The organism is Aromatoleum anaerobium, from assembly GCF_012910705.2.
GTDB lineage: Bacteria > Pseudomonadota > Gammaproteobacteria > Burkholderiales > Rhodocyclaceae > Aromatoleum > Aromatoleum anaerobium.
The window spans coordinates 340,625-363,049 of sequence record NZ_WTVG02000037.1; the positions used below are offsets into that span (position 1 = coordinate 340,625).

The following is a 22,425-nucleotide window of genomic DNA, read 5'->3' on the forward strand; positions in this document are numbered from 1 at the left end:
GAATGGATCAAGAAAGCTCGCGATGCGCATACTTTTCATACACGAAGGACTGGGGCAGTTTCAGACCTTGCACGAGCACCTGAATGCCGAGAGCCTCGCGCACTCGTGGTTTCTGTGCTCGACCTCGGTTTATCAGGCGAACAAGGACAGGATTGCGAACCTCGTGCCGTTCCAGGTGCCGGCCGAGAACGCTAATACCTATTTCTATACGAAGAATCTCGAAGCCCGCATCCAGCGCTCGTTCCTGATCAAGAAGTCGATCTCCGAACTGCTTGCGCGTACCGGCATCGATGTCATCGTTGCACACGGGTCCGGCGGCTTTCCGCTGCAATTGTTCGGCGAATTCGATATTCCGATCATCACCTATATCGAATTCCCGTCGTTCACGCACCACGGCTACGACGCGAAGTACCCGCAGCCCGACTACGCCTCCTATCGCGACAAAGTGTTCGAAATGACCAGCTATCACCAGGTGCTGAAGAGCGAACTCGTGATCGTGCCGAGCGTCTATGCAAAAGGAATGTTTCCCGCGTGCCTGCACGACAAGGTGATCGCGCAGATGGAGGGCTTCGACATCACCCGCCGGCCGGCCACCTTCGCCCGGAAGGACGGCGTTTTCCACGTCGGCTTCGCTGCGCGCGACCTGTCATCGGCGAAGGGGTTCGAGCAGTTCATCCTGATCGCGAAGGAAATCCTGAAAAAAAGGCAGAACGTCCGCTTCGTCTTCTGCGGGGCGCCGAAAGTGCTCTACAGTTACGAAGATGCGTTCCTGCAAAGCCGCTTCGAAAAGGAAAACCGGCCCGAATCGTTCATGAAGTACGTGCTGGAGCGCGAAGGAATCACGCTCGGCGAGGATTCGGCTTTCCAGCATGTGGATTTCGCGTCGTACGACGAGTTCGCCGGCTATGTGGAAGCGATGGATCTCTTCCTGTACCCGTTGCAGTTCGGCTCCGCAAACTGGGGGCTCTTCGAGCTGCTGTTCCGCGCGAAGGTGGTCATCGGCAGCGATCGCTGTTTCGTTCCCGAAGTCATCAGGCATCGCTACAACGGCCTGCTGTGCAAGTACGACGACATACAGACGTGGGTGCAGTATGCGACGGAGGTGATCGACACGCCGGCGGATTTCCGTCATCTCGGCGAAAACGCGCTGCATGATGCACGCGAACGATTCGACATCCGCAACGTGGCTGCCAGTTATCTGCGCATCTTCGACATGGCGATCGGCCGGCGCAAGTTGAACGGCTGATTACGGCCACGCGGCATCGGGAGCGTGGCTGGGCTGGAGGCGCTGCGGCGCCTTGATCGCTGGCCCGGTCATACCGTCGACGCCGAAGGCCGGCAGGGCGCGTTTCTCCGCTTCGGTGCCGACCCCTTCGGCAATGGTCAGCAGGCCGATCGAATGGGCGATCGTGCACAGGCTGCGCAGAAAGCCCTGGCTGCTGGCGTCGCCGTCGATGCCGCGAATGATCGCCGCGTCGATCTTGATGTAGTCGAGGCCGAGCTCGTGCAGGTCGTTCAAGCGGGCGAAGCGCGGACCGGCATGTTCGATGCCGAGTTTGCAGCCGAACGGTCGCAGCGCGAGGCAGAACGCGCGGAACTCAGGCTGGTGGCGCAGCGCGCCGTATTCCGGCACCTCGATCCAAAGTCGTTGTGCGGCTGCCGGATTGCCCTGCAGCAGGCTGAACAGTTCGCTGCGGAAGCTCGCGTCGGCGAGCGATTCGGCGGAAATGTTGATTCCCAGCGGTGTTGCGCTGGTGGCGATTTCGCGCACGGCGGCGCGCGCGACGGCGGCATCGAAGCGGGCCGCCAGGCCGAGGCGCGCGGCCCACGGCATGAAATAGCCCGCCGCCCGCCAGGTGCCGTCGAGCATCAGGCGCATCGGCGCTTCGTCGTGAAGCAGCGTGCCGTCAGCGCCGAACACCGGGAACCGTGCGAGGCGAATGTCGTTGCGGTCGAGCGCCTCGGTGAGTGCGGTGCGCCATGCCTGAAGATCGGGAAAAGGCATCGCGGTGATGCTCTCCTTGGCGATTTCCATGGCGCGTTCCCCTGCGCGTTCAGCCACGGCCAGGGCGCCGTCCACACGGGCCAACAACGACGAACGCGACTCCCCTGCCGCAAATGCGCCGGCAGCCAGCGGCAGGCGGATGCCGCGCCCTTCCGCAGTGACGTTGAGCGCCGTGTCCAGGCGCTGCGCAAGCTCGCCGGCGATCGCTGCGGGATCCGGGCAGCCGGGCGCGAGCAGCGCGAAATCGCTGCCGCCGATGCGGCCCGTTTCCCAGTCGGCGTGGGGCGCGGCGAAGGCGGCATACTGACCGGCGATCTCGCGCAGCAGGCGGTTTGTCGTATCGCGTCCGAGACGCTGGTTCAGCGCCGCAAGGTCGCCGAGGCGCGCGATCAGCAAGGTGCCGGCGGAACGCGCGTCGTCGCGTGCGAGCACGGAGTCGAGGCGGTTCATGAACTGGCCGCGGTTGAGGAGTCCCGTGATGTCGTCATGCTGCGTCTGACGGCGCAACTGCTCGAGCCGCCGTGATTCGTCGGCGAGCATCGTGCGCACCCGCTCGCTCAGCGTGTTCATCGCACGCACCAGGCGGCGAAACTCCATCGTGCCCGGCTCGGGCGTCGTGACGAAGCGCCGCTCGCCGATCGCCTCCGCCTGCTCGACGACCCGCCCGAGCGGCCGCGTGATGTGCTTGATGAGCAGCGTGCCGATAAGGCCGGTCAGCGCGCCGCCGAGGCCGAACCACAGCAGCAGTTGCTTCGTGCCGACCCACAGCGCTTCGTACGCATAACGCTTGTGGCTCTCGAGCGTGAGCGTGCCGAACTGGTGCCAGCCGTCCTGCACTTGGGCGATGCCAGGCCGCGCCTCGATCGGAATCAGCCGCGTGAACCAGTCAGGCGTGCCGTTATGGGGGTCGGCGTACTCGCGTTCGACAACGACGTCGCCGGACGGGCCGGTGAGGCGGATCAGGCGGTAGTGGCCGGCGTCGAACTGGGCGGCGACCTGCAATTCGACGGTCACCGGATCTTTCGGCAGTTGCGACAGCGACAGCGCCAGCGATGTGGCGTTGTCGAGATTCTTCACCTGCAGCTGCTGCTCGAGATAATGCCGCGCCGAGAGCGTGCTGACGACCAGGCTGCCGCCGAGCGACAGGGACATCACGATCGCGATCGCGATCCACAGTTGCTTGATCAGGGACATGAGTGAAAATCTCCGGGACGGGTCGGACTCGGACGGTGGGCTGTCATTGCAGGCCCTCCTGCTGCATGCGCACGAGCACGCTGCGCCAGCGCGACAGGCGGGTGGTCGGATCCGCGGATGAGGCGGTCGCGCCGCCGATCCACAGCCCCGCACTGTTGAAGCTGAATATCGGCAACAGGTCGGGCCGCCGCGCCGCCGGCCGCACCTCGCCGATCAGGTTGTCGAGGACGAGCGGCTCGGCCTCGGGCGAGGGGTAGAAGCCGACGACCATGTGGGCCTGTGAAAGAGCGCTCTGCGCGCCGCCGATCTGTGCCCGGACATAGATCAGGCGCAGCTTGTCGGCCGGAATGCCGAGCAGCCGCAGGCTCATGTATTTCGCGATCGAGAAGTCCTCGCAGTCACCGGCCCCGCGGCCGAGCGTCTCGAGCGGGGTTGCCCAGTAGTCCGCCTCCTTCCAGACCGAGGCGTCGTCATCGAAGCTGATGCGACGGTTGAAAAACGTATTCGTGCGCTGCAGCTTTTCCAGGTCGTCCAGCGGCAGCGCGTCGGCGATCATCTGGTGCCACGCGCGCACCGATGCCGTGCCTGTCGTGCCGAAACGTTCGCCGGCCAGGCGCTCCATGAGATCCGCATCGCCGCTGGCGGTCGCGAGCCCGACGCCGATGAGCACGCACAGGCCGGCCAGGCGGACGAGCGCTGCGTTGCCCAGCCGGCCTGGCCGGAAAAACATTCCGTGCGGAAGGAGGTGTGTCGGCATCGGACGGCAGGCGGTTCGGTCGTCGCCATTATCGGGTATCGGTCGAGGGCTGCAGGTGCCGCGCCGCGCCCTTATTTGACGGGAAGTGTTGCGTAGTTGGCGGAGCGGTCAAATTCAACCGCATATCATTTAACCAATTGGATTGAGTCACCTGTGCCCTGCATTCGCAGGATTTGTGCAGAGACTCACGCACCGTTACGGAGATGACATGAAAAACTTGAGAACCGTGATCTGTGTTGCCGTCCTGGCTGCGCTGCCCCGGTTCGCGGCGGCAGAAGTCCCGAGCGCCTTGCGCGATGCGGCGCGCAAGGCCGTGGTCGCCAATCCCGAAGTGCAGGCAGGGTGGCATGCATTCCGTGCTGCCGCGGAAGAGCAGGGCGCCGCGCGCGGCGGCTACTTTCCCCAGGTCGACCTGATTGCCGGCGCGGGGCGCGAAACGTTGAAACGCCCGGGCCAGTCGTCGGACGACTTCAATCATCGCCGCGTGAGCCTCTCGCTGAATCAGATGGTCTATGACGGTTTCCTGACGCGCAGCGAGGTGTCGCGGCTCGGTTACGCGAAGCTCACGCGCTATTACGAGTTGCGCGACGTCTCCGAGACCGCGGCGCTCGAAGCGCTGCGTGCCTACAGCGACGTGCTGCGCTACCGCGATCTGACGCGCCTCGCGCAGGAGAACTACGTCCAGCACAAGCAGATCCACGATCAGATCGCCGAACGCGCCGGCGCCGGCGTCGGCCGAAGGGTGGATCTCGAGCAGGCCGCGGGGCGCCTTGCGCTGGCCGAGTCGAACCTCCTCACCGAAGTCTCCAATCTTCATGACGTCAGCGCCCGCTACCTGCGCATCGTCGGTGAAGCGCCGCCTGCCGATGCGCAGCGGTTTGCCCCCGGCATGGTGGTCGGTGCGATTCCGCCAACCGCAAAGGACGCGCTGCGGACCGCTTTCGTGACCAGCCCGTCGCTGAACGCCGCGGTCGAAAACGTTCGGGCCGGGCAGGCCCAGATCGAATCGCGCCAGGCGGCGTTCCGGCCGCGGGTCGATGTGCGGGCTCGCCAAGGGGTCGATCATAACCTCGAGGGCCTCGATGGACGTTCGCATGATGGCGCAATCGAAGCCGTGCTGAGCTACAACCTGTCCCGCGGTGGCGCCGACCAGGCGCGGCTGCGCCAGGCGGCCGAAACGCTCGACCTGGCCAAGGACCTGCGCGAGAAAGCGTGCCGCGACCTGCGCCAGACGCTGTCGATCGCGTACAACGACGTGCGACGGCTGACTGAACAGCTCGTGTATCTCGACCAGCACCAGCTTTCGATCGAGAAGGCGCGCGAAGCCTATCGCCGGCAGTTCGACATCGGGCAGCGCACGCTGCTGGACCTGCTCGACACCGAGAACGAATACTTCGAGGCCCGGCGCGCCTACGTGAACGCCCAATACAACCGGATCATCGCGCAGGCCCGCACGCTCACCGGGATGGGGCAGTTGATGGGATCGCTCGGTGTCGCGCGCGAGGATCTGCCGACGCCCGAAGAAATAGGCCAGGACCGCAGCGGCATCGATCCGCAGACGGTCTGTCCGCCGGAAGCGCCCGCAATCGTCGAGATCGACAAGGAAGCGTTGCTGTCCGAGGCGATCAGGGCCGTGGGCGGCACGAAACGACCGGGCAACTGATCGGTTTTCGACCACGCGCGGGACGCGGCTGCGGCCGGCGTCCCTGCTGCCACGGCAGCCAGTGCCTCGGGTGAAGAAGGGTCAACCCCGCGACGGGCCACTTTCGGCGCTCACCATCCAAGTGCGGTTCTGGCAGGATGTAATTCCCTTACAATCGCCGCCATGAACACTTCCGACACGCGCGACCACGGCGCCGAGGCGTCGCCGTTGGGCCAGTCCGTCGCCTATCGTGACACCTACGCCCCGGAACTCCTGTTCCCGATCGCACGGCAGATCAAGCGCGACGAGCTCGGCCTCGCCCCCGACACGCTGCCGTTCGTCGGCGAGGATCTGTGGAACGCGTACGAGCTGTCGTGGCTGAACTCGCGCGGCAAGCCGGTCGCCGCGATCGGCACGTTCCGCGTTCCGGTCACGTCACCGCGCCTGATCGAGTCGAAATCGCTGAAGCTCTACCTGAACTCGTTCAACCAGCACCGCTTTGTCGATCCGGCGCTCGTGCACGACACGCTGACGCGCGATCTGTCCGGGGCTGCCGGCGCGCCGGTCGCAGTGTCGATCGAACCCCTGTCGCGTCGGCCGGCGCGTGTTTTCGGCTATCCGAACGGTGTGCTGCTCGACGAGATCGACATCGAGATCGACACCTACCAGACCGACCCCGCTTTCCTGCAAACCGACTCCGCTGCCGACGAAGTCAGCGAGACGCTCTATTCGCATCTGCTGAAATCGAACTGCCTCGTCACCGGCCAGCCCGACTGGGGGACTGTCGTCGTGCGCTACATCGGCCCGCCGATCGACCGCGCCGGGTTGCTGCGCTACATCGTTTCGTTCCGCAGCCACAACGAGTTCCATGAGCAATGTGTCGAACGGATCTTCTGTGATGTGCTGCGACGCTGCGCGCCCCGGCATCTGGCGGTATGGGCGCGCTACACGCGCCGCGGCGGGCTCGATATCAACCCTTTCCGTTCGACCGGACACTTCACGCAATTCGACAATGTCGCCGAAGTGCGGCAATGAACCAGGGCGCTTTCGGCGTCGCGCGATGGCTCGCGCCGGGCGCTAATACAGATCGGTGAAGCGCCCGAGCCACAGCCAGTCGACGCCGAGCAGGACGACGACGATCAGCGTCCAGCATGCGACAACGAAGCAGCCGGCCGCGAGAACGTCCGCGCCGACGTGGCACAGCGCACCGCCGGCGCTGTAGCACAAGCCCGTCAGGATCACCCATTTCATGATGAAGCCCGGCAGATACACCCGCATCGCGCGGTTGTGGCGGTAGTTCTGCTGGCGCTCCAGGCTACTGCCGCGCGTGACGTCGCGAAAATACTGGAACGGCCACAGGAAGCGGTAGGCCAGGCGCCACAACGGCTCGCCGGGCCGGGAGAAGTCTGATTGCTCATCGCCAACATTCATGGGTCGCCCCTTCGTCCCTGGCCGCAACATGCCGGATGACCCGGCTCACTCGAGATCGCTGCGTTGGCACGTTGCGGCCGGGCCACTGCCGGTATTGCTGCCGGATGCGTGTCTGCCAGACGCGCGTCTCCTCCGGTCACGAGCCTGCCTTATGCTGGGGAGCGTGTCACGCCGCAAACAGTTCCGGCCGGAGAGAACATTCCCGCCTTCGGGGCGCTGCGCCGCGTGCCCTGCGTTCCAGGCGCGCGGAAAGTCGACGTCAACGCAAGCCGGGACCGAGGCGTTGATTGCTCAGGTCCGGACGACGCGTTTGCGAGACTTGAATCGATGTCGCGCAACAGTGTTGTGTCGTAGTCAAATCCGGGCCGCTGGTTTAATATCCGGCCACTTTTTTACACCACCCCTGATGAGGAAAAGAGCATGAAACTGTTCGTTGCCGCCGCGGTTACCGCTGGCCTGCTGTCCACCGCTCCGGCGTTTGCCTCCGCTGAACTGGCCAAGGCCAAGAACTGCCTCGCCTGTCATGCGGTCGACAAGAAGCTGGTCGGCCCCTCGTACAAGGATGTGGCGAAGAAATACGCCGGTCAGGGTGATGCAGTCGCCAAGCTGGCCGACAAGATCCAGAAGGGTGGTTCCGGCGTCTGGGGTCCGGTGCCGATGCCGGCGAATCCGCAAGTCAGCGCCGACGAAGCCAAGCTGCTCGCCACCTGGGTGATGTCGCAGAAGTAATCGGCGCCACATCGCAGCGCCACATCGGAAGAGCCAGCTGCGAGCTGGCTTTTTTTCTAGGAAGGCAAACTGGGCTTGACGGCACAACTTGGCGCGATGGATGCGATCCAATCGAGGTCGAGTTGGCGGAGAGCCCCGATGTCCCGTCGTACCGCCCGCACCGAGCCGGTCGAAGCGCACCGGCTCACCCCAGCCTGACCACCTGTGCGGCCTGCGGGCAGCCGATGCCGGTGGCCTACACCAAGACGCGCCAGATCATGACGCGCCGCGGCCTGGTGCGCGCGGCGCGCCGAACTGGAGCGGTAACGCCGGGCGCGACGCCAGCGTTGCCGCTTCCGCAGGCACCCCATCGACTATTTGACGAACCTCGAGCAAGCGGCGGGCAAGCTGACTTTGCCTTCCTGGAAAAAAAGAAAGCGCACCTTGAGAGTGCGCTTCGCGTGTCCGATCCCCGCACTGCGGGGCGCCTGCTCAGACCTTCTGGCTGGTCAGGCGGACGAACTTCTCCATCAGTTGCTCCTTCGTTTCGACCACATCCGGGTTCATGGGGATGCAGTCGACCGGACAGACCTGCTGGCACTGCGGTTCGTCAAAATGGCCGACGCACTCGGTGCATTTGTTCGGGTCGATCTCGTAAATCTCATCCCCCTGGTAGATCGCGCCATTGGGACATTCCGGTTCGCACACATCGCAGTTGATGCATTCGTCCGTAATCATCAGAGCCATCTTTTACTTCCTCGCTATCGCTTCAAAGACACTTTCTGCAGCAACCGTTCATTCACGGCAGGCTGCACGAACTTGCTGACATCGCCCCCCAGGCGGGCGATCTCGCGCACCATCGTCGCCGAGATGAACATGTATTCTTCGGCCGGCGTCAGGAACACCGTTTCGACGTCGGGAAACAGCTTTCGGTTCATCCCGGCCATCTGGAATTCGTACTCGAAGTCGGACACCGCCCGCAGCCCGCGCAGGATCAGGCGCGCGTCCCGCTGCCGCAGGAAATCCATCAGCAGCCCGTCGAAGCCGGTGACTTCGACGTTCGGGAACGGCGCCAGCACGTCGCGGGCGATCTCGACACGTTCGTCGAGCGTGAAGATCGGTGCCTTCCCGTGGCTCTCGGCGACCGCGACGACGACCGTGTTGAACAGCAGCGACGCGCGGCGCACCAGATCCTCGTGGCCCCGGGTGAACGGATCGAACGTCCCCGGATAAATCGCGACCCCTTCCTTCATTCTTGCCTCCCTTGCAAGAGATGGAAATGGACTTGGCCGGCGCGACCCTGCTTCGTCGTCCGCCAGGCGCCAAGTCCGCCTACCGGCGTTTCCGACTCCGCATAGAGCCAGCCGTCCGGCTTCAGAACCCGGTCGAGCCAGGGTTCCAACCGCTCAAGCCAGCCTTGATTGTAGGGTGGATCGAGGAATACCACGTCGAACCGTTCCGACGCCGTTTGCGCGAATCTTACCGCATCGCCGCGGATCACCTCTACCTGCTCCGCGTCAAGCGCCCTGGCTGCCTGTCGCAATGCCGCAAATGCGCGAGCGTCGTGCTCGACGATGGTCACGCGGGAGGCGCCGCGCGAAGCCGCTTCGAGGCCGAGGATGCCCGAGCCGCCGAAGAGGTCGAGGCACGTCAGGCCGGTGAGGTCCTGGCCGAGCCAGTTGAACAGTGTCTCGCGCACGCGGTCGGGCGTTGGCCGCAGGCCGGGGACTTTCGCGACGTCGATGAGGCGCGAACGCCACGCGCCGCCGACGATGCGCACCCGGCTCAATTGGCAGGTTCCGCCTTGGCCGCCGGTGCACGTTCGCGGCCATTGGCGGCCACGTCGCCGTCGCCGCCGGCGACCACGGTCACGAGGTGCTCGTCACGAATGCGGCGCGAGAAAGCGTCGCGCACGGCCTCGACGGTGACTTCGGCAACGCGCTTCGGATAAGTGTCGAGCCAGTCCAGCGGCAAGCCGTAGAAACCGATCATCGCCACGTAGTCGAGGATCTTGCGGTTGGAGTCGAGCCGCAGCCCGAAGCCGTTGATGAGGTTGTCCCGGGCCGCTTGCAGTTCCTCGGCGGTCGGGCCGGCGGCGATGAAGTCGTCGAGCACCGCCTGCGTCACCTGCCGCGCCTCCTTGGCCTGGCTGCCGCGCGTCTGCAGCCCGATTTCGAACGGTCCGGCGACGCGCAGCGGCTGGAACGAGCTGAAGACGCTGTACGCGAAGCCGCGTTTCTCGCGCACTTCCTTCGTCAGCCGCGACACGAAGCCGCCTCCGCCGAGGACGTAGTTGCCGACGACCAGCGGGAAATAATCCGGGTCGTCGCGCGAGATTCCCGGCATCCCCATGAGGATGTGGGCCTGGGCGGAAGGGTGTTCGATATGTTCGATCAGCCGGGGCGGAAGCTGCGGCGAGGGCAGCGGGGCGGGCGGCGTCCCGGCGGGCAGGGCTTCGGTGAGGCGGACGGCGATCCGTTCGGCCTGGTCGCGGCTGACGTCGCCGACGATCGCGACGCTGGCCGCGAGCGCGGTGTAGTGCGCCTGGTGAAACGCTTCGATCTGGTCGCGCGTGATGCGCTGCAGCGATTCGACGGTGACGAGCCGGCCATACGGGTGATCGCCGTAGATCGCGCGGGTGAAGCTGCGCGCGGCGAGCGTGTCCGGGCGCGTCAGCGCGTCGCGCAGGCCGGCGATGCTGCGCGCGCGCTCGCGTTCGAGGATCTCCGCCGGGAATGTCGGCTTCGCGAGCAGCCGCGCGGCGAGCCCGATGGCCGCGTCGCGCTCGGCCTCGCTCGACAGGGTGCGCACCGACAGGCTGGCCATGTCCTTGTCGGTGCCGCCGCCGATGCGGGCGCCGGTGTCGGCGATCCGTTCGGCGATCTGCTGTTCGTTCAGGCTTTCCGTCCCCGCATCGAGCAGGCTGCGCGTCAGGCTCGCGACGCCCGCGGCGCCCGCCGGGTCGAGCGCGCCACCGGCGGCGAACGTGACCTGCACGTCGACGAGCGGCAGCGCATGGCTTTCGACGAAAAACACGCGTGCACCGGTCGGGGCGGTCCAGTGCTGGATGTCCGGGCCGGCGATCGCCGTGCCCAGGCTTGTGAAGGCCGCCAGCGCGAACAGCGTCGCGCGGGCGGAGGCGATTTTCCGGATCAGGGCGGTCGGATTCTTCATGCTAGTGCCTCGTCGCCGGCGTCGCGGGGCGAGGCTGTCCGGCAGGAACGGGCAGCGGGTCGAGCTGTGCCCGGGTCAGCGTGGTGTCGGTGAAATATTTGCGCGCGACCGCCTGGACTTCGGCGGCGGTGACGCGCCGCACGCCTTCGAGCAGCGCCGCCTCGTCACGCCACGACAGGCCGCTCGCCTCGAGGAAACCGATCTCCATCGCCTGCCCCATCAGCGAGTCGCGCTTGTAGACTTCGCCGGCGATGGTCTGCGTCTTGACCCGCTCGAGCTCGTCCTCGGCGATCCCTTCCTTCTGGATGCGCGCGATCTCGTCGCGCAGCGCCGCGGCGACGTCGGCGACGGTCTTGCCCGCCGCGGGAGCGGCGTCGAGCGTGAACAGTGACGGGCCGCGCGCGGTGCCGTCGTAGCCGGCGCCGACCGACACCGCGACGCGCGTCTCGCGCACCAGCCGGCGCGGCAGGCGCGCGCCGTCATAGCCGTCGAGCACCGCCGCGAGCACCTGCAGCGCATACACGTCACGGTCGTTGGCCGGATCGCGCAGCGTCGGCGCGCGCCACGCGAGCGTGACGTACGGCAGGTCGGCCGGCGCCCTGACGACGCTCTGGCGCGGGCCGAGCTGCTCCGGTTCGGGGGTGATGCGCCGCTTCGGCAGCTCGCGCGCGGCCACCGCGCCGTAGTGGCGGCGGGCGAGGTCGAACACCGCCTGGTGGTCGACGTCGCCGACGACGACGAGGCGCGCGTTGTTCGGCGCGTACCAGTTCCGGTGCCAGGTGCGCGCGTCCTCGGCCGTCATCGAGGCGAGGTCGGTCATCCAGCCGATCACCGGACGGCCATACGGGTGGGCCTGGAACGCCGTCGCCATCAGCTGCTCATGCACCAGCGCGCGCGGCTCGTCTTCGGTGCGCAGGCGCCGTTCTTCCCGGACGACGTCGAGCTCCGGCGCGAACAGCGCTTCGGTGATCTTCAGGTTCGCCATCCGGTCGGCTTCGAGCATCATCATGTCGCCCAGTTGCGCCGGCGGGATCTGCTGGAAATACGCTGTGTAGTCGCGCGACGTGAAGGCGTTGTCGCGACCGCCGACCGCGGCGACGCGCTTGTTGAACTCGCCCGGGCCGACTTTCTCGGTGCCTTTGAACATCAGGTGTTCGAGCAGATGCGCGATGCCCGAGACGCCTTCCGGTTCGTCCATCGCGCCGACGTCGTACCACACCATATGAACCACCGACGGGGCGCGGCGGTCTTCCTTGACGATGACTTGCATGCCGTTGTCGAGGGTCGTCTCGAACGGATTCGCATGAAGCGGCCCCGCTACGGCGAACAGCGCGGCGGCAAGCAGGGCGATGCGGGGAAAGTTCTGGCGAAACATGGAGATGTCCTGCATCTGGTAGAATTCGCGGCTCGCGGCCCGGACGAAACCCGGCGCCGCTCGAACGTGCAGCCGCATCTTAGCGTTATTGGGACTTCGGCGCCGCCGAAGTTCAAACGTCACAACAGACCCGAATACCCATGTTTGGTTTCCTGAGAAAAAAGCCCGCGAAGCCCGATGCGGTGGAAGACAAGGCGCAGCCGGGCGAAATCCCGGCCGCGGAGCCCGCGCTCGATCAGGCCGAACCGATCGCCGAAGCGGTGCGGCCGACCGAAGCTGACCTCGACTTTGAAACACCTGCGCCGGTCGCCGCGGAGATCGCCAAGCCAGCCGCGAAACGTTCGTGGTCCGAGCGGCTCAAGGCGGGACTCAGCCGCACCCGCCAGCAGCTCGGCGGCGGCCTCGCGAGCCTCTTCGGCCGGCGCAAGATCGACGAGGAGCTGCTCGAGGAGCTCGAAGCGACGCTGCTGATGGCCGACTGCGGCGTCGAGGCGACGCAGCACCTGCTCGGCGAACTGCGCAAGCGCTGGAAGCGCGACCGGCTCGAGACCGCCGACCAGCTGCAGAAGGCGCTCGCCGACGAGCTGCACGCGATCCTGCTGCCGCTCGAAGAGCCGCTCGACGTGTCCGGCCACAGCCCCTACATCATCATGATCGCCGGCGTGAACGGCTCGGGCAAGACGACCTCGATCGGCAAGCTCGCGAAGTACTTCCAGGGACAGGGCAGGAGCGTGCTGCTTGCCGCCGGCGACACCTTCCGCGCCGCGGCACGCGAACAGCTGATGACGTGGGGCGAGCGCAACAACGTCACCGTCATCGCGCAGGACGGCGGCGACTCGGCGGCGGTGATCTTCGACGCGATCAACGCGGCCAAGGCGCGACGCATCGACGTCGTGCTCGCCGACACCGCCGGCCGGCTGCCGACGCAGCTGCACCTGATGGACGAGATCGCGAAAGTCAAACGGGTCATTGCGAAAGCTTCCCCGACCGGACCGCACGAAGTGCTGCTCGTTCTCGACGCGAACATCGGCCAGAACGCGCTGGCGCAGGTGAAGGCTTTCGACAACGCGATCGGCGTCACCGGCCTCGTCGTCACGAAGCTCGACGGCACCGCGAAAGGCGGCGTCGTCGCCGCGATCGCACGGCAGTACCCGCGGCCGCTGCGCTTTATCGGCGTCGGCGAAGGGATCGACGACCTGCAGCCGTTCAAGGCGCGCGAGTTCGTCGATGCGCTGTTCGACACGAACAACGGAGCCGGCAGCGCGGCATGATCGTCTTCGATGAGGTCGTGAAGCGTTATCCCGGCGGCTACACGGCGCTCGCCGGCGTGAGCTTCGAGATTCCCGCCGGCGAACTTGCCGTGCTGTCCGGCCACTCCGGCGCGGGCAAGAGCACGTTGCTGAAACTGATCGCTGCGATCGAGCGCCCGACCTCGGGCACGGTGCGCATCAGCGGCCAGGACGTGTCCGGCCTGCGGCGGCGCGCGATTCCGTACCTGCGCCGCAGTCTCGGGCTGGTGCTGCAGGAAAGCCGCCTGCTGTACGACCGCAGCGTGTTCGACAACGTGATGCTGCCGCTGTTGATCACCGGTCATCCGCCACGGGATGCCGTGAAGCGCGTCGCCGCCGCGCTCGATCGCGTCGGCCTCGCAGGGCGCGAGCGCGAGATGCCGGCCGGGCTGTCCGGTGGCGAGCAGCAGCGGGTCGCGATCGCGCGGGCGATCGTCAACCGGCCGTCGATCCTGATCGCCGACGAGCCGACCGCGCACCTCGACACCGATTATGCGGCCGAGATCGCGGCGCTCTTCAAGTCCTTCAACGCGGCCGGCGTCACAGTGCTCGTGTCGACCCATGACAAGCGCCTGTTCGCCGAGCACAAGCCACGCGGAATCGTGCTCGGCAAAGGCCTGCTGATCGAAGAGGCGGCATGATGAACTGGTTCTCCCTGCACCTGCGCGCGTTCGTGCTGGCGCTGCGGCGTCTCGTCGCGCAACCGCTCGGAACGCTGCTGTCGGCGCTCGTCGTCGGCATCGCGCTGTCGCTGCCGGCAGCGGGTTACCTGCTCCTCGACAACGTCGCGTCGCTCGCGCGCGGCGTCTCCGGGACGCCGGAAATCAGCGTGTTCATGGCGCAGGATGCGTCGGCCGCCGACATTGCCGCGATCGAGAAGCGGCTGCGGGCTGACGGTGAGCTCGCCGGCTACCGCCATGTGCCCAAGGACGAGGCGCTGCGGCAGCTCGAGCGCAGCGGCTTGGGCGACGTGCTTGGCGGCCTGACATCGAACCCGCTGCCCGACGCGTTCATCATCACGCCGGGCAGCGACGATCCGGCCGCGTACGAGGCGCTGCACGCGCGTTTTACGGCGTGGCCGGGGGTCGCGCACGTGCAGCTCGATTCGGCGTGGGTCAAGCGCCTGCATGCGCTGCTCGGGCTCGGGCAGTCCGCGGTGCTGCTGCTCGCCGGGCTGCTCGGCTTCGCGCTCGTCATCGTCACGTTCAACACGATTCGGCTGCAGATCCTCACGCAGCGCCACGAGATCGACGTCAGCCGCCTGCTCGGTGCGACGGATCCGTTCATCCGCCGCCCGTTCTACTGGTTCGGCACTTTGCAGGGCCTGCTTGGCGGCGGTGTCGCGCTCGCGACGGTGTGGGCGACTGTGCAGGCGCTCGGCGGGCCGGTCGCGAGCCTCGCCGAGACTTACGGCGCGGTGTTCACGCTGAGCGGGCCGGGCCTGCGCGAGAGCGCGGCGATCCTCGGCTTCGCCGCGTTCCTCGGCTGGCTCGGCAGCGCGATCTCGGTACGCCGGCATCTTGCCGAACGCCTGACGTAAGGCTCCGCGGCGGCGGGCGGCGGCTATAATCCGCGCCCGCCGCGGAAACATTTCCCTCCAGCTCACGCACGACAAATCATGAACGCATCCGAACTGCGCCGGCCGATCGTCGGCAACCGCGTCGAACTCAACATCTTCACGACGCTCGCCTGCAACCTGAAGTGCTCGTACTGCTCGATCGCAGTTGGCGACGTGCTCGGCTCGCAGGGCAAGGTCGCGTATTCGCTCGACACGCTCGACACCTTCATCGCGACGCATCTTGCCGACAAGGAGATCTACGTCACGTTCTACGGCGGCGAGCCGACGCTGAACATCCCGTTCATGGCCGCATTGATGGAGCGCCATCCGACCTTCCGCTTCCAGCTGCAGACCAACGGGACGCTGCTGCACCGGCTGCCGGATGCGGTGCTGGCGAAGCTGTCGAACGTGCTCGTGTCGGTCGATGGCGCCGAGCACACCACGGACCATTACCGCGGCCGCGGCGTGTACCGCAAGGTCACGGCGAACATCGACAAGATCCGGCCGAAGCTCGGCGGCAAGCTGACTGCGCGCGTGACGTGGGGGCACCCGGACATCAGCTTCGACGAACTCGACAGCCTGCTGCCGGCCTTCGACTACGTGTATTGGCAGTTCACGCAGGCCGAAGGCTTCTACGACGCCGAAGCCATGCCCGCCAAGAAGGAAGCGCTCTCGCTGCTGATCGACAAGTTCTTCGCTTCACCCGCGCTGTACCCATTCATTCCGCTGATGGGGACGGTGCGCAACAAGGTGCTGCCGTCGCGCGCCCGCGAAGCGTGCAGCGGCCTGTCGCAATGCCGCGCGTCGACGCATATCCTCAACATCCTGCCGGACGGCCGCATCTTCCCGTGCCCGGACCTGACGCACCGCCCCGAAATGCAGCAGGGCGACCTCGTCGCGAACTGGCTCAAGCCGAGCCCGCTGCAGCCCACCTCGGCGATGCCGTGCGACTCGTGCGAAGCGCTCGCGTTCTGCCGCCGCAACTGCATGAAGAACCTCTACGTCGGCTACGTGCTCGACGACGCGCCGTACCGCGAGCAGGTCGTCGAGCCGATCTGCGAACTGGTGAAGTTCATGGGCCGCGAAATCGACCGCCGCGACCCGCACGCCTGGTTCGCCAACGCACCGCTTGCGGTGCGCCGCGAGATCACCGACTGCGAGATCTACGACTACGTCGAAGTGATGCCGTAGCGTAGAACGGCGCATCGGGGCCGCTGGGCGAAAGCTGCCGGGCGATGCCCGACGCAATCCTCGATTGCCCGTCAGGCTTCGAAGGCCGGCATGTTGCCCGCGGCTTCGCGCCTTTCGACCACTTTCAGCACCAGCAGCAGGACGACGCCGACGACCATCGCCGCGGCGGCGAGGTACAGTCCCGCGGCGTAGCCGCCGAGCGAGGCCGCGAGCCAGCCGGTCAGCGCCGGGGCTGCGATCTGCGCGATGCCGTACGAAACGGTCATCTTGCCCATCATTTTCGCCGGTCGCGTCGGGTAGTAGCGGCCGGCCATCGTCAGCACGAGGCTGACCATGCCGATGAACGTGCCGCCGAACAGCAGCGCGCCGGCGAGCGCCGCCGGAAGGCCGCCGGCGAGCGGCAGCAGGATGCCGCCGATCTGCAGCACCGCCGCGAGGATCAGCGCATTGAGGTCCCCGGTGCGGCGCGCGACGAAGTCCCAGACGATGCAGGCCGGCGCCGCGGCGATGCCGATTGCGAGGAACACCAGCGTGCCGCGCCCGGCGAGTCCCGGCAGCTGGTCGACGATCGCGACGATGAAGGTCGCGCTGACGACGTAGCCAATCCCCGCGCAGAAGTACGCGACCATGAAGAGGCGCATGAACAGCGCCGTTGGCGGCCGGTCGATCATGGCCTCGCCGGTCTTCGTTACCGCGCTGCGATCGGGTGGCGGCAGCCAGCGCAGCGCCGGGACCAGGAGCACGCAGCCGAACGCGGTGAACGCGAACCACTGCTCGCGCCAGTCGAGCCACGAACTCATCAGCGCGACGGCCGCTGCGCAGCCGGCGATGCCGAGGCCGATTCCGGCGAAGTGGATGCCGAGTTCGCTGCGGTGGTTGTGACGGATCAGCCAGTTGAGGATCAGCCCGGTGCCGAACAGCATGCCGGCGGCGCTGCTCAGCCCGGCGACGAAGCGCGACACCGCCCAGACGGTGGAGTCGGTCGTCAGGCCCATCATCGCGGTGCTCAGGACTGCAATGACCATCCCGATCCGGTACAGGCGGTCCTTGAGCACGAGGTCGCTGATCATCGCCGCGAGCACCGCGCCGGAGAGATAGCCGGCGTAGTTGACGGCCGCCAGCCAGCCAGCCTCGGCGATCCCGAGCCCCGCCTGCTGCTGCATCAGCGGCAGCAGCGGGGTATACGCGAAACGCGCGACACCGAGCACGAGAATCAGGCTGAAGATGCCTGCGCTCAAAATCTTGATGCGTTCTTTCTGTTCGTTCATCAGAGGCTCGTCAGTTCTTCCGATCGGACACGATAGACAGGATAATCTATCGAAACAAACGATTTGTTCTGAACGAAAAATTCTGTTTTGGAGATGGATGATGGAACTTGTCGCGCTGCGGACCTTCCAGGCGGTCGTCGAAGAGGGCGGCATCCTCGCTGCATCGCGCAAGCTCAACACCGTGCAGTCGAACGTCACGAGCCGGATCCGCCGGCTCGAGGAAGAGCTGGGAACGGAACTCTTTTTCCGCAAGGGGCGCGGGATCGAGCTCGCGCCGTCCGGGCGGGTGCTGCTCGAATACGCGCGCCGGATGCTGCTGCTCGAACGCCAGACGACCGCGGCGATGCGGCAGGTCGGCGAGAGTGCAGGGGAATTGCGCATCGGCACGATGGAGACTTTCGCCGCGCTGCACCTGCCCGCAGGGCTGAAGGCCGTGCGCGCCGCGCATCCTGGGCTCGAGTTGCGGGTGCAGGCGGACACCAGTGCGGCGCTGGCCGAGAAGGTGCTCGACCACAAGCTCGACTGCGCGTTCGTTGCCGGGCCGGTGAAGCACCCCGATCTTCAGTTCGACGAGCTTGTCGTCGAGGAACTCGTGCAAGTATGCGCCGATGGCGCGGGCCCCCAAGCGCTGCCGCTGATCATTTTCCGCGAAGGCTGCGCATACCGGACCCGAGCGCTTGCCTGGCAGCGTGCGAGCGGGCAGGCGTGCGCCGACGTGATGGAATTCGGCACGCTCGAAGGAATCCTCGGCTGCGTGTCGGTCGGGCTGGGCTGGACGCTGATGCCGCGGCGCGTCGTCGAGCGCTCGCCGCACGCGGCTGATCTTGTGATCGAGGCCGTGCCGGCGGATGTCGGCCGCGTGCCGACCGGGATGGTGCGCCTGCGCGACGCGCGACCGCTGGCAGCATTGAAGACGCTTGCCGACGCGGTGACGACCGGCGCGTGCTGAGCGCCGCCGGGTTCCGGCGAGGCACCGGGAGGCGGCGAGTCAGGCGCCGGGAGCGGCCACGTGCGCACCTCCAGGCCCGTACGGCGCCGGTGTTCAGGCCGTCGACGGCGGGGCGTCGGGTTGTTTTGCCGGCGCGGCGCGACAGAATGCGTCGAGCTGACCGCACGCCGCGTCGACCGCGAGAAGGTTCGGGTACGGTGACAGATCGACGTTGAACCGGCGCGCGCTCTCCACCTGCGGGATCAGATAGACGTCGGCGAGCGTCGGCGTATTGCCGAAGCAGAACTCCCCGCGCGACTTGTCGGCCGCAAGCAGCGCTTCGAGCGCGTCGAAACCGGCCTTGATCCACGTGCCGCACCATGCGAGCACTGCGGCCTCATCGCAGCCGAGGGTCTTCCGCAGGTATTCCAGGATGCGGCGGTTGTTGATCGGGTGGATGTCGCAGCCGACGATCGCGGCGAGCGCGCGCACGCGTGCGCGATCCTCGGCGCGGGCGGGCAGCAGCGCCGGCGTCGGGTAGCGTTCCTCGAGCCACTCGATGATCGCCGGCGACTGGATCAGCGTGAGGTCGCCCTCAGTGGACTCCGACACGAGCGCCGGCACCAGCGCCTGCGGATTCACCGCCTTGAAGGCGGCACCGAGGTGTTCCTCGCTGCGCAGGTCGACCGCGACGTATTCGTAGTCGAGCCCTTTGAGGTTCAGCGCGATGCGCAGACGATGCGACGTGCCGCTGCGGAAGAAGTTGTAGAGCTGCATCGCCCGCTCCCTCATGCCGTTGCGGCAAGGCAATTGTCGACGTTCCAGCCGTACAGCCACTCCATCGCGTCGTAGAAGCGCTCCGGCGTGCGGCCTTTCCACAGGTCGTTCCTGACGAGACGCTCGACCCCCTTGGCGTGGTAGATGCGACCCATCTCGCGCGACGACAGCACGATGCGCGCCGTGCGGGCGACCCGCGAACGCTGGTACAGGTCGAAAGCCCGGACGAAGTTGTTGCCGCTGACTCGCAGCGCTTCGCCGAGCGTCACGGCGTCTTCGAGCGCCATGCATGCGCCCTGGGCCATGTATTGCGTCGTCGGATGTGCGGCGTCGCCGAGCAGCGTGACGCGGCCGAACGACCACTGGCCGATCGGCTCGCGGTCGGCAGTTGCCCAGCGCTTCCAGCTCTTCGGCAGGTCGATCAGCTGGCGCGCCTTCGGGCAGATGCCTTGGAAGTAGCTCTGCACCTCTTCGCGGCTGCCTTCGGTGACGCCCCATTCTTCCTGCTGGCGGCTGTGGAAGGTCACGACGACGTTGTACTGCTCGCCGCCGCGCAGCGGGTAATGCACGAGGTGGCAGTTCGGGCCGACCCAGATGCTCGCGGCGTTCCACTGCAGGTTTTCCGGGAAATCCTTCTTGTCGATCACCGCGCGATAGACGACGTGGCCGGTGACGCGCGGCAGGTCATTGACGTACTGCGCGCGCACCGCCGACTTCACGCCGTCGGCGCCGATCAACGCGATACCGCGGTGCGTGTTGCCATGCTGGTCGAACACCGTCACGCCGTGCTCGTCCTGCTCGACGCGCTCGGCGCGGGTCGACGTCAGAAACTCGACGCGCCCGGTTTCCTGCGCGCCTTCGAGCAGCGACCGGTGCACATCGACGCGATGGATGACGGCGTAGGGGTTGCCGAAGCGCTTGCGGAAAGCTTCCCCGGTCGGGATGCGGCCGACGAGGCTCTCGTCGAGCGCGTCGTGCATCACCATCTCGTCGGTATAGACCGCGCGGGCGCGCGCCTTGTCGCCGACGCCCAGCGCGTCGAACGCGTGGAAGGCGTTGGGCCCGAGCTGGATGCCAGCGCCGATCTCGCCGATCTCGGCCGCCCGCTCCAGCACCTTGACCGAAAACCCCTGGCGCACCAGCGCCAGCGCCGCGGCCAGGCCGCCGATGCCGCCGCCGGCGACGATTACGGGAAGTGTCTCGCTCATGTCCGTCTCCTCTGTCTTTCTCTTATTCCGGCTGGCCGATCACGAGGCTGATTTCGCCGATGCCGTCGATCCGCCCGGTGAGCCGGTCGCCCGGATTGACTGCGCCGACGCCTTCGGGCGTGCCGGTGTAGATCAGGTCGCCCGGCTGCAGGTGATAGAACTGCGACAGGTCGGCGATGATCTCCGGGATGCTCCAGATCAGCAGCGACACGTCGGACGATTGCCTGGTCTGGCCGTTGACTGCGAGCTCGATCGCGCCTTTCGCGACGACGCCGAGCGCGCCTTTCGGCACGATCTCGGACGCGACCGACGACTGCTCGACGTCCTTGCCGAGATCCCACGGCCGGCCGGCTTCGCGCGCGACGAGCTGCAGGTCGCGGCGCGTCATGTCGAGGCCGCAAGCGTAGCCGTAGATGAGTTTTTCCGCATCGGCTTCGGCGACGCGAAAACCCGGTGCGCCGATCGCGACGACGAGTTCCATCTCGTAGTGGAAGTTCTTCGTCCCGGGGGGGTACGCGACGGTCGCGCCGGATTCGGTCAGCGTCGAAGGCGCCTTGGTGAAATAGAACGGCCGCGAAGTCGCCTTGTCCACCGGATTCCCCATCTCGACGGAATGCGCGTAATAGTTGCGGCCGACGAAGAACAGCCGGTTGATCGGGAAACGGGCATCGCTGCCGCGCACCGGCAGTGACCGGACCGGCGGCGGGGTAAAGACGTATTCGGCTTGGCTCATCGTGATCTCTCCAGTGGCAGGCGAATCAGGGGCGGACTTCGTAGAGTCCGAGCTTGCGGTGCAGCGGGGACTCGTCGGCGATGAAGATGAACGCGGGTTCGGTCGCCGAGCGGTTCTTCAACGTTACGCGCGCAAAGCCGGGTACGCAGCAGGTATCCGCTTCGGCAAGCGCGAACCGGGCGTCATCGCTCGAAACCATTGTGCCGCCTTCGATGACGTGGAACACCATCGCCGGCGAGCGCGCCGGCAGCGCGAGCGCCTCGCCCGGGCGCAGCATCAGCGCGGAAAAACCGAGGATGTTCTGGCAGTCGCTGCCGTCTTCGGGATTCACGTACGCGACCTGCACCGCGTCGATGCCGGGACGCTCGGCCGCCAGCGTTTCGAGCGCCGCACGCACGTCGACCCACGGGTAGCGCAGCATCGGATAGGTCGACGTGTCGCGGGTGAACACCGGGCTCGGCACGATGCCGCCGCGCAGGTATTCACTGTCGCCGCGGCGCGGGACGACGTCCTGCTTCTCGCCCTCGACCGCGTAGGAAGCTTCCATATAGTAGACGAGCGGCAGATCGAGCACGTCGAGCCACACCACCGCCTCGTCGCCGTCATGGCCATGCTCGTGCCACAGCCCGGTCGGCGTCAGGATCAGGTCGCCGCGCTGCATCGGGCATTTTTCGCCATTGACCGTCGTGTAGGCGCCGGTCCCTTCGACGATCATGCGCACCGCGTTCGGCGTGTGCCGGTGCGCCGGCGCCCATTCGCCCGGCAGCAGCAACTGCATGCCGAGGTACATGCAGGAGCTCGCCTGCATCTTCTCGAGGCCGTGGCCGGGGTTCGCGAGCACGAGGACGCGGCGCTCGGCCTTCTCGATCGGCGTCAGCTCACCGGCCTGCATCAGCAACGGCCGCAGGCTCTCGTACGACCACATCGTCGCGCGGGTGCGCGGACCGGGCTGGCCGTGCGGCAGCACCGCGCGCAGGCTCGGCCACAGCGGCACGAGGTTCTGCGCGGCCAGCGCCTGCCGATAATCGAGCGGCAGATCTTCAAGGGTTCCGAGTTCCGGCATGACTGCACTCCTCCTGCGAATATCGATTTTCGATCAATTCTTTTGATCTGGATCAACAAAATTGTTATCGATGGGCGAAATGTACTGAACGGCAGACATTCAATCCATTCGTTGTGTCGAATGC

The 22,425-nt window shown here is 66.5% G+C and carries 22 protein-coding genes; 9 read left to right on the forward strand and 13 right to left on the reverse strand.

Features of this window, described 5'->3' with window-relative positions; translation table 11 throughout:
• The first annotated feature begins 22 nt into the window (after window positions 1-22).
• Entirely contained in the window at window positions 23-1,246 is a 1,224-nt protein-coding gene (locus GO606_RS07605) for a glycosyltransferase (RefSeq protein WP_169117683.1), read from the forward strand.
• On the opposite strand, the gene GO606_RS07610 is transcribed toward GO606_RS07605, so the two are convergent.
• Window positions 1,247-3,199, reverse strand: coding sequence for a bifunctional diguanylate cyclase/phosphodiesterase (locus GO606_RS07610; protein WP_169117682.1), 1,953 nt, complete (start codon window positions 3,197-3,199; stop codon window positions 1,247-1,249).
• A gap of 43 nt (window positions 3,200-3,242) precedes the next feature.
• Window positions 3,243-3,929 carry a transglutaminase-like cysteine peptidase gene (locus GO606_RS07615; RefSeq protein ID WP_246979439.1) on the reverse strand — a complete coding sequence of 229 codons (687 nt, stop codon included), beginning with the start codon at window positions 3,927-3,929 and terminating at the stop codon, window positions 3,243-3,245.
• Window positions 3,930-4,164: 235 nt separating this feature from the next.
• Here GO606_RS07615 and GO606_RS07620 point away from each other — a divergent pair, with 235 nt between their 5' ends.
• Window positions 4,165-5,619 carry a TolC family outer membrane protein gene (locus GO606_RS07620; protein WP_169117681.1) on the forward strand — a complete coding sequence of 485 codons (1,455 nt, stop codon included), beginning with the start codon at window positions 4,165-4,167 and terminating at the stop codon, window positions 5,617-5,619.
• Between the two features lie 162 nt (window positions 5,620-5,781).
• On the forward strand, window positions 5,782-6,633 hold the full coding sequence (queF, locus tag GO606_RS07625) for an NADPH-dependent 7-cyano-7-deazaguanine reductase QueF (protein WP_169117680.1): 852 nt from the start codon (window positions 5,782-5,784) through the stop codon (window positions 6,631-6,633).
• 42 nt (window positions 6,634-6,675) lie between these two features.
• Here the strand turns inward: queF and GO606_RS07630 are convergent, their stop codons facing one another.
• Window positions 6,676-7,029 (reverse strand): hypothetical protein, encoded by a 354-nt coding sequence (locus GO606_RS07630; RefSeq protein WP_169117679.1) that lies wholly within the window; start codon window positions 7,027-7,029, stop codon window positions 6,676-6,678.
• Between the two features lie 420 nt (window positions 7,030-7,449).
• Between GO606_RS07630 and GO606_RS07635 the strand changes: the two genes are divergently transcribed.
• Window positions 7,450-7,758, forward strand: coding sequence for a c-type cytochrome (locus GO606_RS07635; RefSeq protein WP_169117678.1), 309 nt, complete (start codon window positions 7,450-7,452; stop codon window positions 7,756-7,758).
• A 471-nt stretch (window positions 7,759-8,229) separates the two neighbouring features.
• Here the strand turns inward: GO606_RS07635 and GO606_RS07640 are convergent, their stop codons facing one another.
• The 5 genes from GO606_RS07640 to GO606_RS07660 are packed head-to-tail and all read right to left on the reverse strand — an operon-like array spanning window position 8,230 to window position 12,286.
• Entirely contained in the window at window positions 8,230-8,484 is a 255-nt protein-coding gene (locus GO606_RS07640; RefSeq protein WP_041645708.1) for a YfhL family 4Fe-4S dicluster ferredoxin, read from the reverse strand.
• Between the two features lie 14 nt (window positions 8,485-8,498).
• Window positions 8,499-8,990, reverse strand: a complete 492-nt coding sequence (gene coaD / locus GO606_RS07645; protein WP_169117677.1) for a pantetheine-phosphate adenylyltransferase — start codon at window positions 8,988-8,990, stop codon at window positions 8,499-8,501.
• Window positions 8,987-9,526 carry a 16S rRNA (guanine(966)-N(2))-methyltransferase RsmD gene (gene rsmD, locus GO606_RS07650; protein WP_169117676.1) on the reverse strand — a complete coding sequence of 180 codons (540 nt, stop codon included), beginning with the start codon at window positions 9,524-9,526 and terminating at the stop codon, window positions 8,987-8,989. The genes coaD and rsmD overlap by 4 nt, the downstream gene beginning before the upstream one ends.
• Window positions 9,523-10,911, reverse strand: a complete 1,389-nt coding sequence (locus tag GO606_RS07655) for a M16 family metallopeptidase (protein ID WP_169117675.1) — start codon at window positions 10,909-10,911, stop codon at window positions 9,523-9,525. Before GO606_RS07655 ends, rsmD begins: the two co-directional genes overlap by 4 nt.
• Before the next feature lies 1 nt (window position 10,912).
• The gene (locus GO606_RS07660) at window positions 10,913-12,286 is read right to left on the reverse strand and encodes a M16 family metallopeptidase (RefSeq protein ID WP_246979440.1); all 1,374 of its coding nucleotides are present in this window, start codon (window positions 12,284-12,286) and stop codon (window positions 10,913-10,915) included.
• A 140-nt stretch (window positions 12,287-12,426) separates the two neighbouring features.
• On the opposite strand from GO606_RS07660, the gene ftsY reads away from it, so the two are divergent.
• The 4 genes from ftsY (at window position 12,427) to GO606_RS07680 (ending at window position 16,324) form a co-directional block, all read left to right on the forward strand.
• The gene (gene ftsY / locus GO606_RS07665) at window positions 12,427-13,557 is read left to right on the forward strand and encodes a signal recognition particle-docking protein FtsY (protein ID WP_169117673.1); all 1,131 of its coding nucleotides are present in this window, start codon (window positions 12,427-12,429) and stop codon (window positions 13,555-13,557) included.
• Window positions 13,554-14,216 (forward strand): cell division ATP-binding protein FtsE, encoded by a 663-nt coding sequence (locus GO606_RS07670; RefSeq protein WP_169117672.1) that lies wholly within the window; start codon window positions 13,554-13,556, stop codon window positions 14,214-14,216. The genes ftsY and GO606_RS07670 overlap by 4 nt, the downstream gene beginning before the upstream one ends.
• Entirely contained in the window at window positions 14,213-15,115 is a 903-nt protein-coding gene (gene ftsX, locus GO606_RS07675; RefSeq protein WP_169117671.1) for a permease-like cell division protein FtsX, read from the forward strand. The genes GO606_RS07670 and ftsX overlap by 4 nt, the downstream gene beginning before the upstream one ends.
• Before the next feature lie 78 nt (window positions 15,116-15,193).
• Window positions 15,194-16,324: a radical SAM/SPASM domain-containing protein gene (locus GO606_RS07680; RefSeq protein WP_169117670.1), complete on the forward strand. Its 1,131-nt coding sequence runs from the start codon at window positions 15,194-15,196 to the stop codon at window positions 16,322-16,324.
• Window positions 16,325-16,395: 71 nt separating this feature from the next.
• On the opposite strand, the gene GO606_RS07685 is transcribed toward GO606_RS07680, so the two are convergent.
• Complete coding sequence (locus GO606_RS07685) at window positions 16,396-17,592, reverse strand: YbfB/YjiJ family MFS transporter (RefSeq protein WP_169117669.1); 1,197 nt, start codon at window positions 17,590-17,592, stop codon at window positions 16,396-16,398.
• Between the two features lie 97 nt (window positions 17,593-17,689).
• On the opposite strand from GO606_RS07685, the gene GO606_RS07690 reads away from it, so the two are divergent.
• Window positions 17,690-18,541 carry a LysR family transcriptional regulator gene (locus GO606_RS07690; RefSeq protein ID WP_246979441.1) on the forward strand — a complete coding sequence of 284 codons (852 nt, stop codon included), beginning with the start codon at window positions 17,690-17,692 and terminating at the stop codon, window positions 18,539-18,541.
• Window positions 18,542-18,634: 93 nt separating this feature from the next.
• On the opposite strand, the gene maiA is transcribed toward GO606_RS07690, so the two are convergent.
• From maiA to GO606_RS07710, 4 genes are read right to left on the reverse strand one after another with little or no spacing between them, the layout of a single operon-like run.
• Entirely contained in the window at window positions 18,635-19,297 is a 663-nt protein-coding gene (gene maiA, locus GO606_RS07695) for a maleylacetoacetate isomerase (RefSeq protein ID WP_169117668.1), read from the reverse strand.
• A gap of 11 nt (window positions 19,298-19,308) precedes the next feature.
• Window positions 19,309-20,505, reverse strand: a complete 1,197-nt coding sequence (locus tag GO606_RS07700; RefSeq protein WP_169117667.1) for a 3-hydroxybenzoate 6-monooxygenase — start codon at window positions 20,503-20,505, stop codon at window positions 19,309-19,311.
• Window positions 20,506-20,527: 22 nt separating this feature from the next.
• On the reverse strand, window positions 20,528-21,238 hold the full coding sequence (locus GO606_RS07705; protein ID WP_169117666.1) for a fumarylacetoacetate hydrolase family protein: 711 nt from the start codon (window positions 21,236-21,238) through the stop codon (window positions 20,528-20,530).
• A gap of 25 nt (window positions 21,239-21,263) precedes the next feature.
• A complete protein-coding gene (locus tag GO606_RS07710) occupies window positions 21,264-22,301 on the reverse strand; it encodes a cupin domain-containing protein (protein ID WP_169117665.1) in 1,038 nt (345 codons plus the stop codon).
• Window positions 22,302-22,425: the final 124 nt, after the last annotated feature.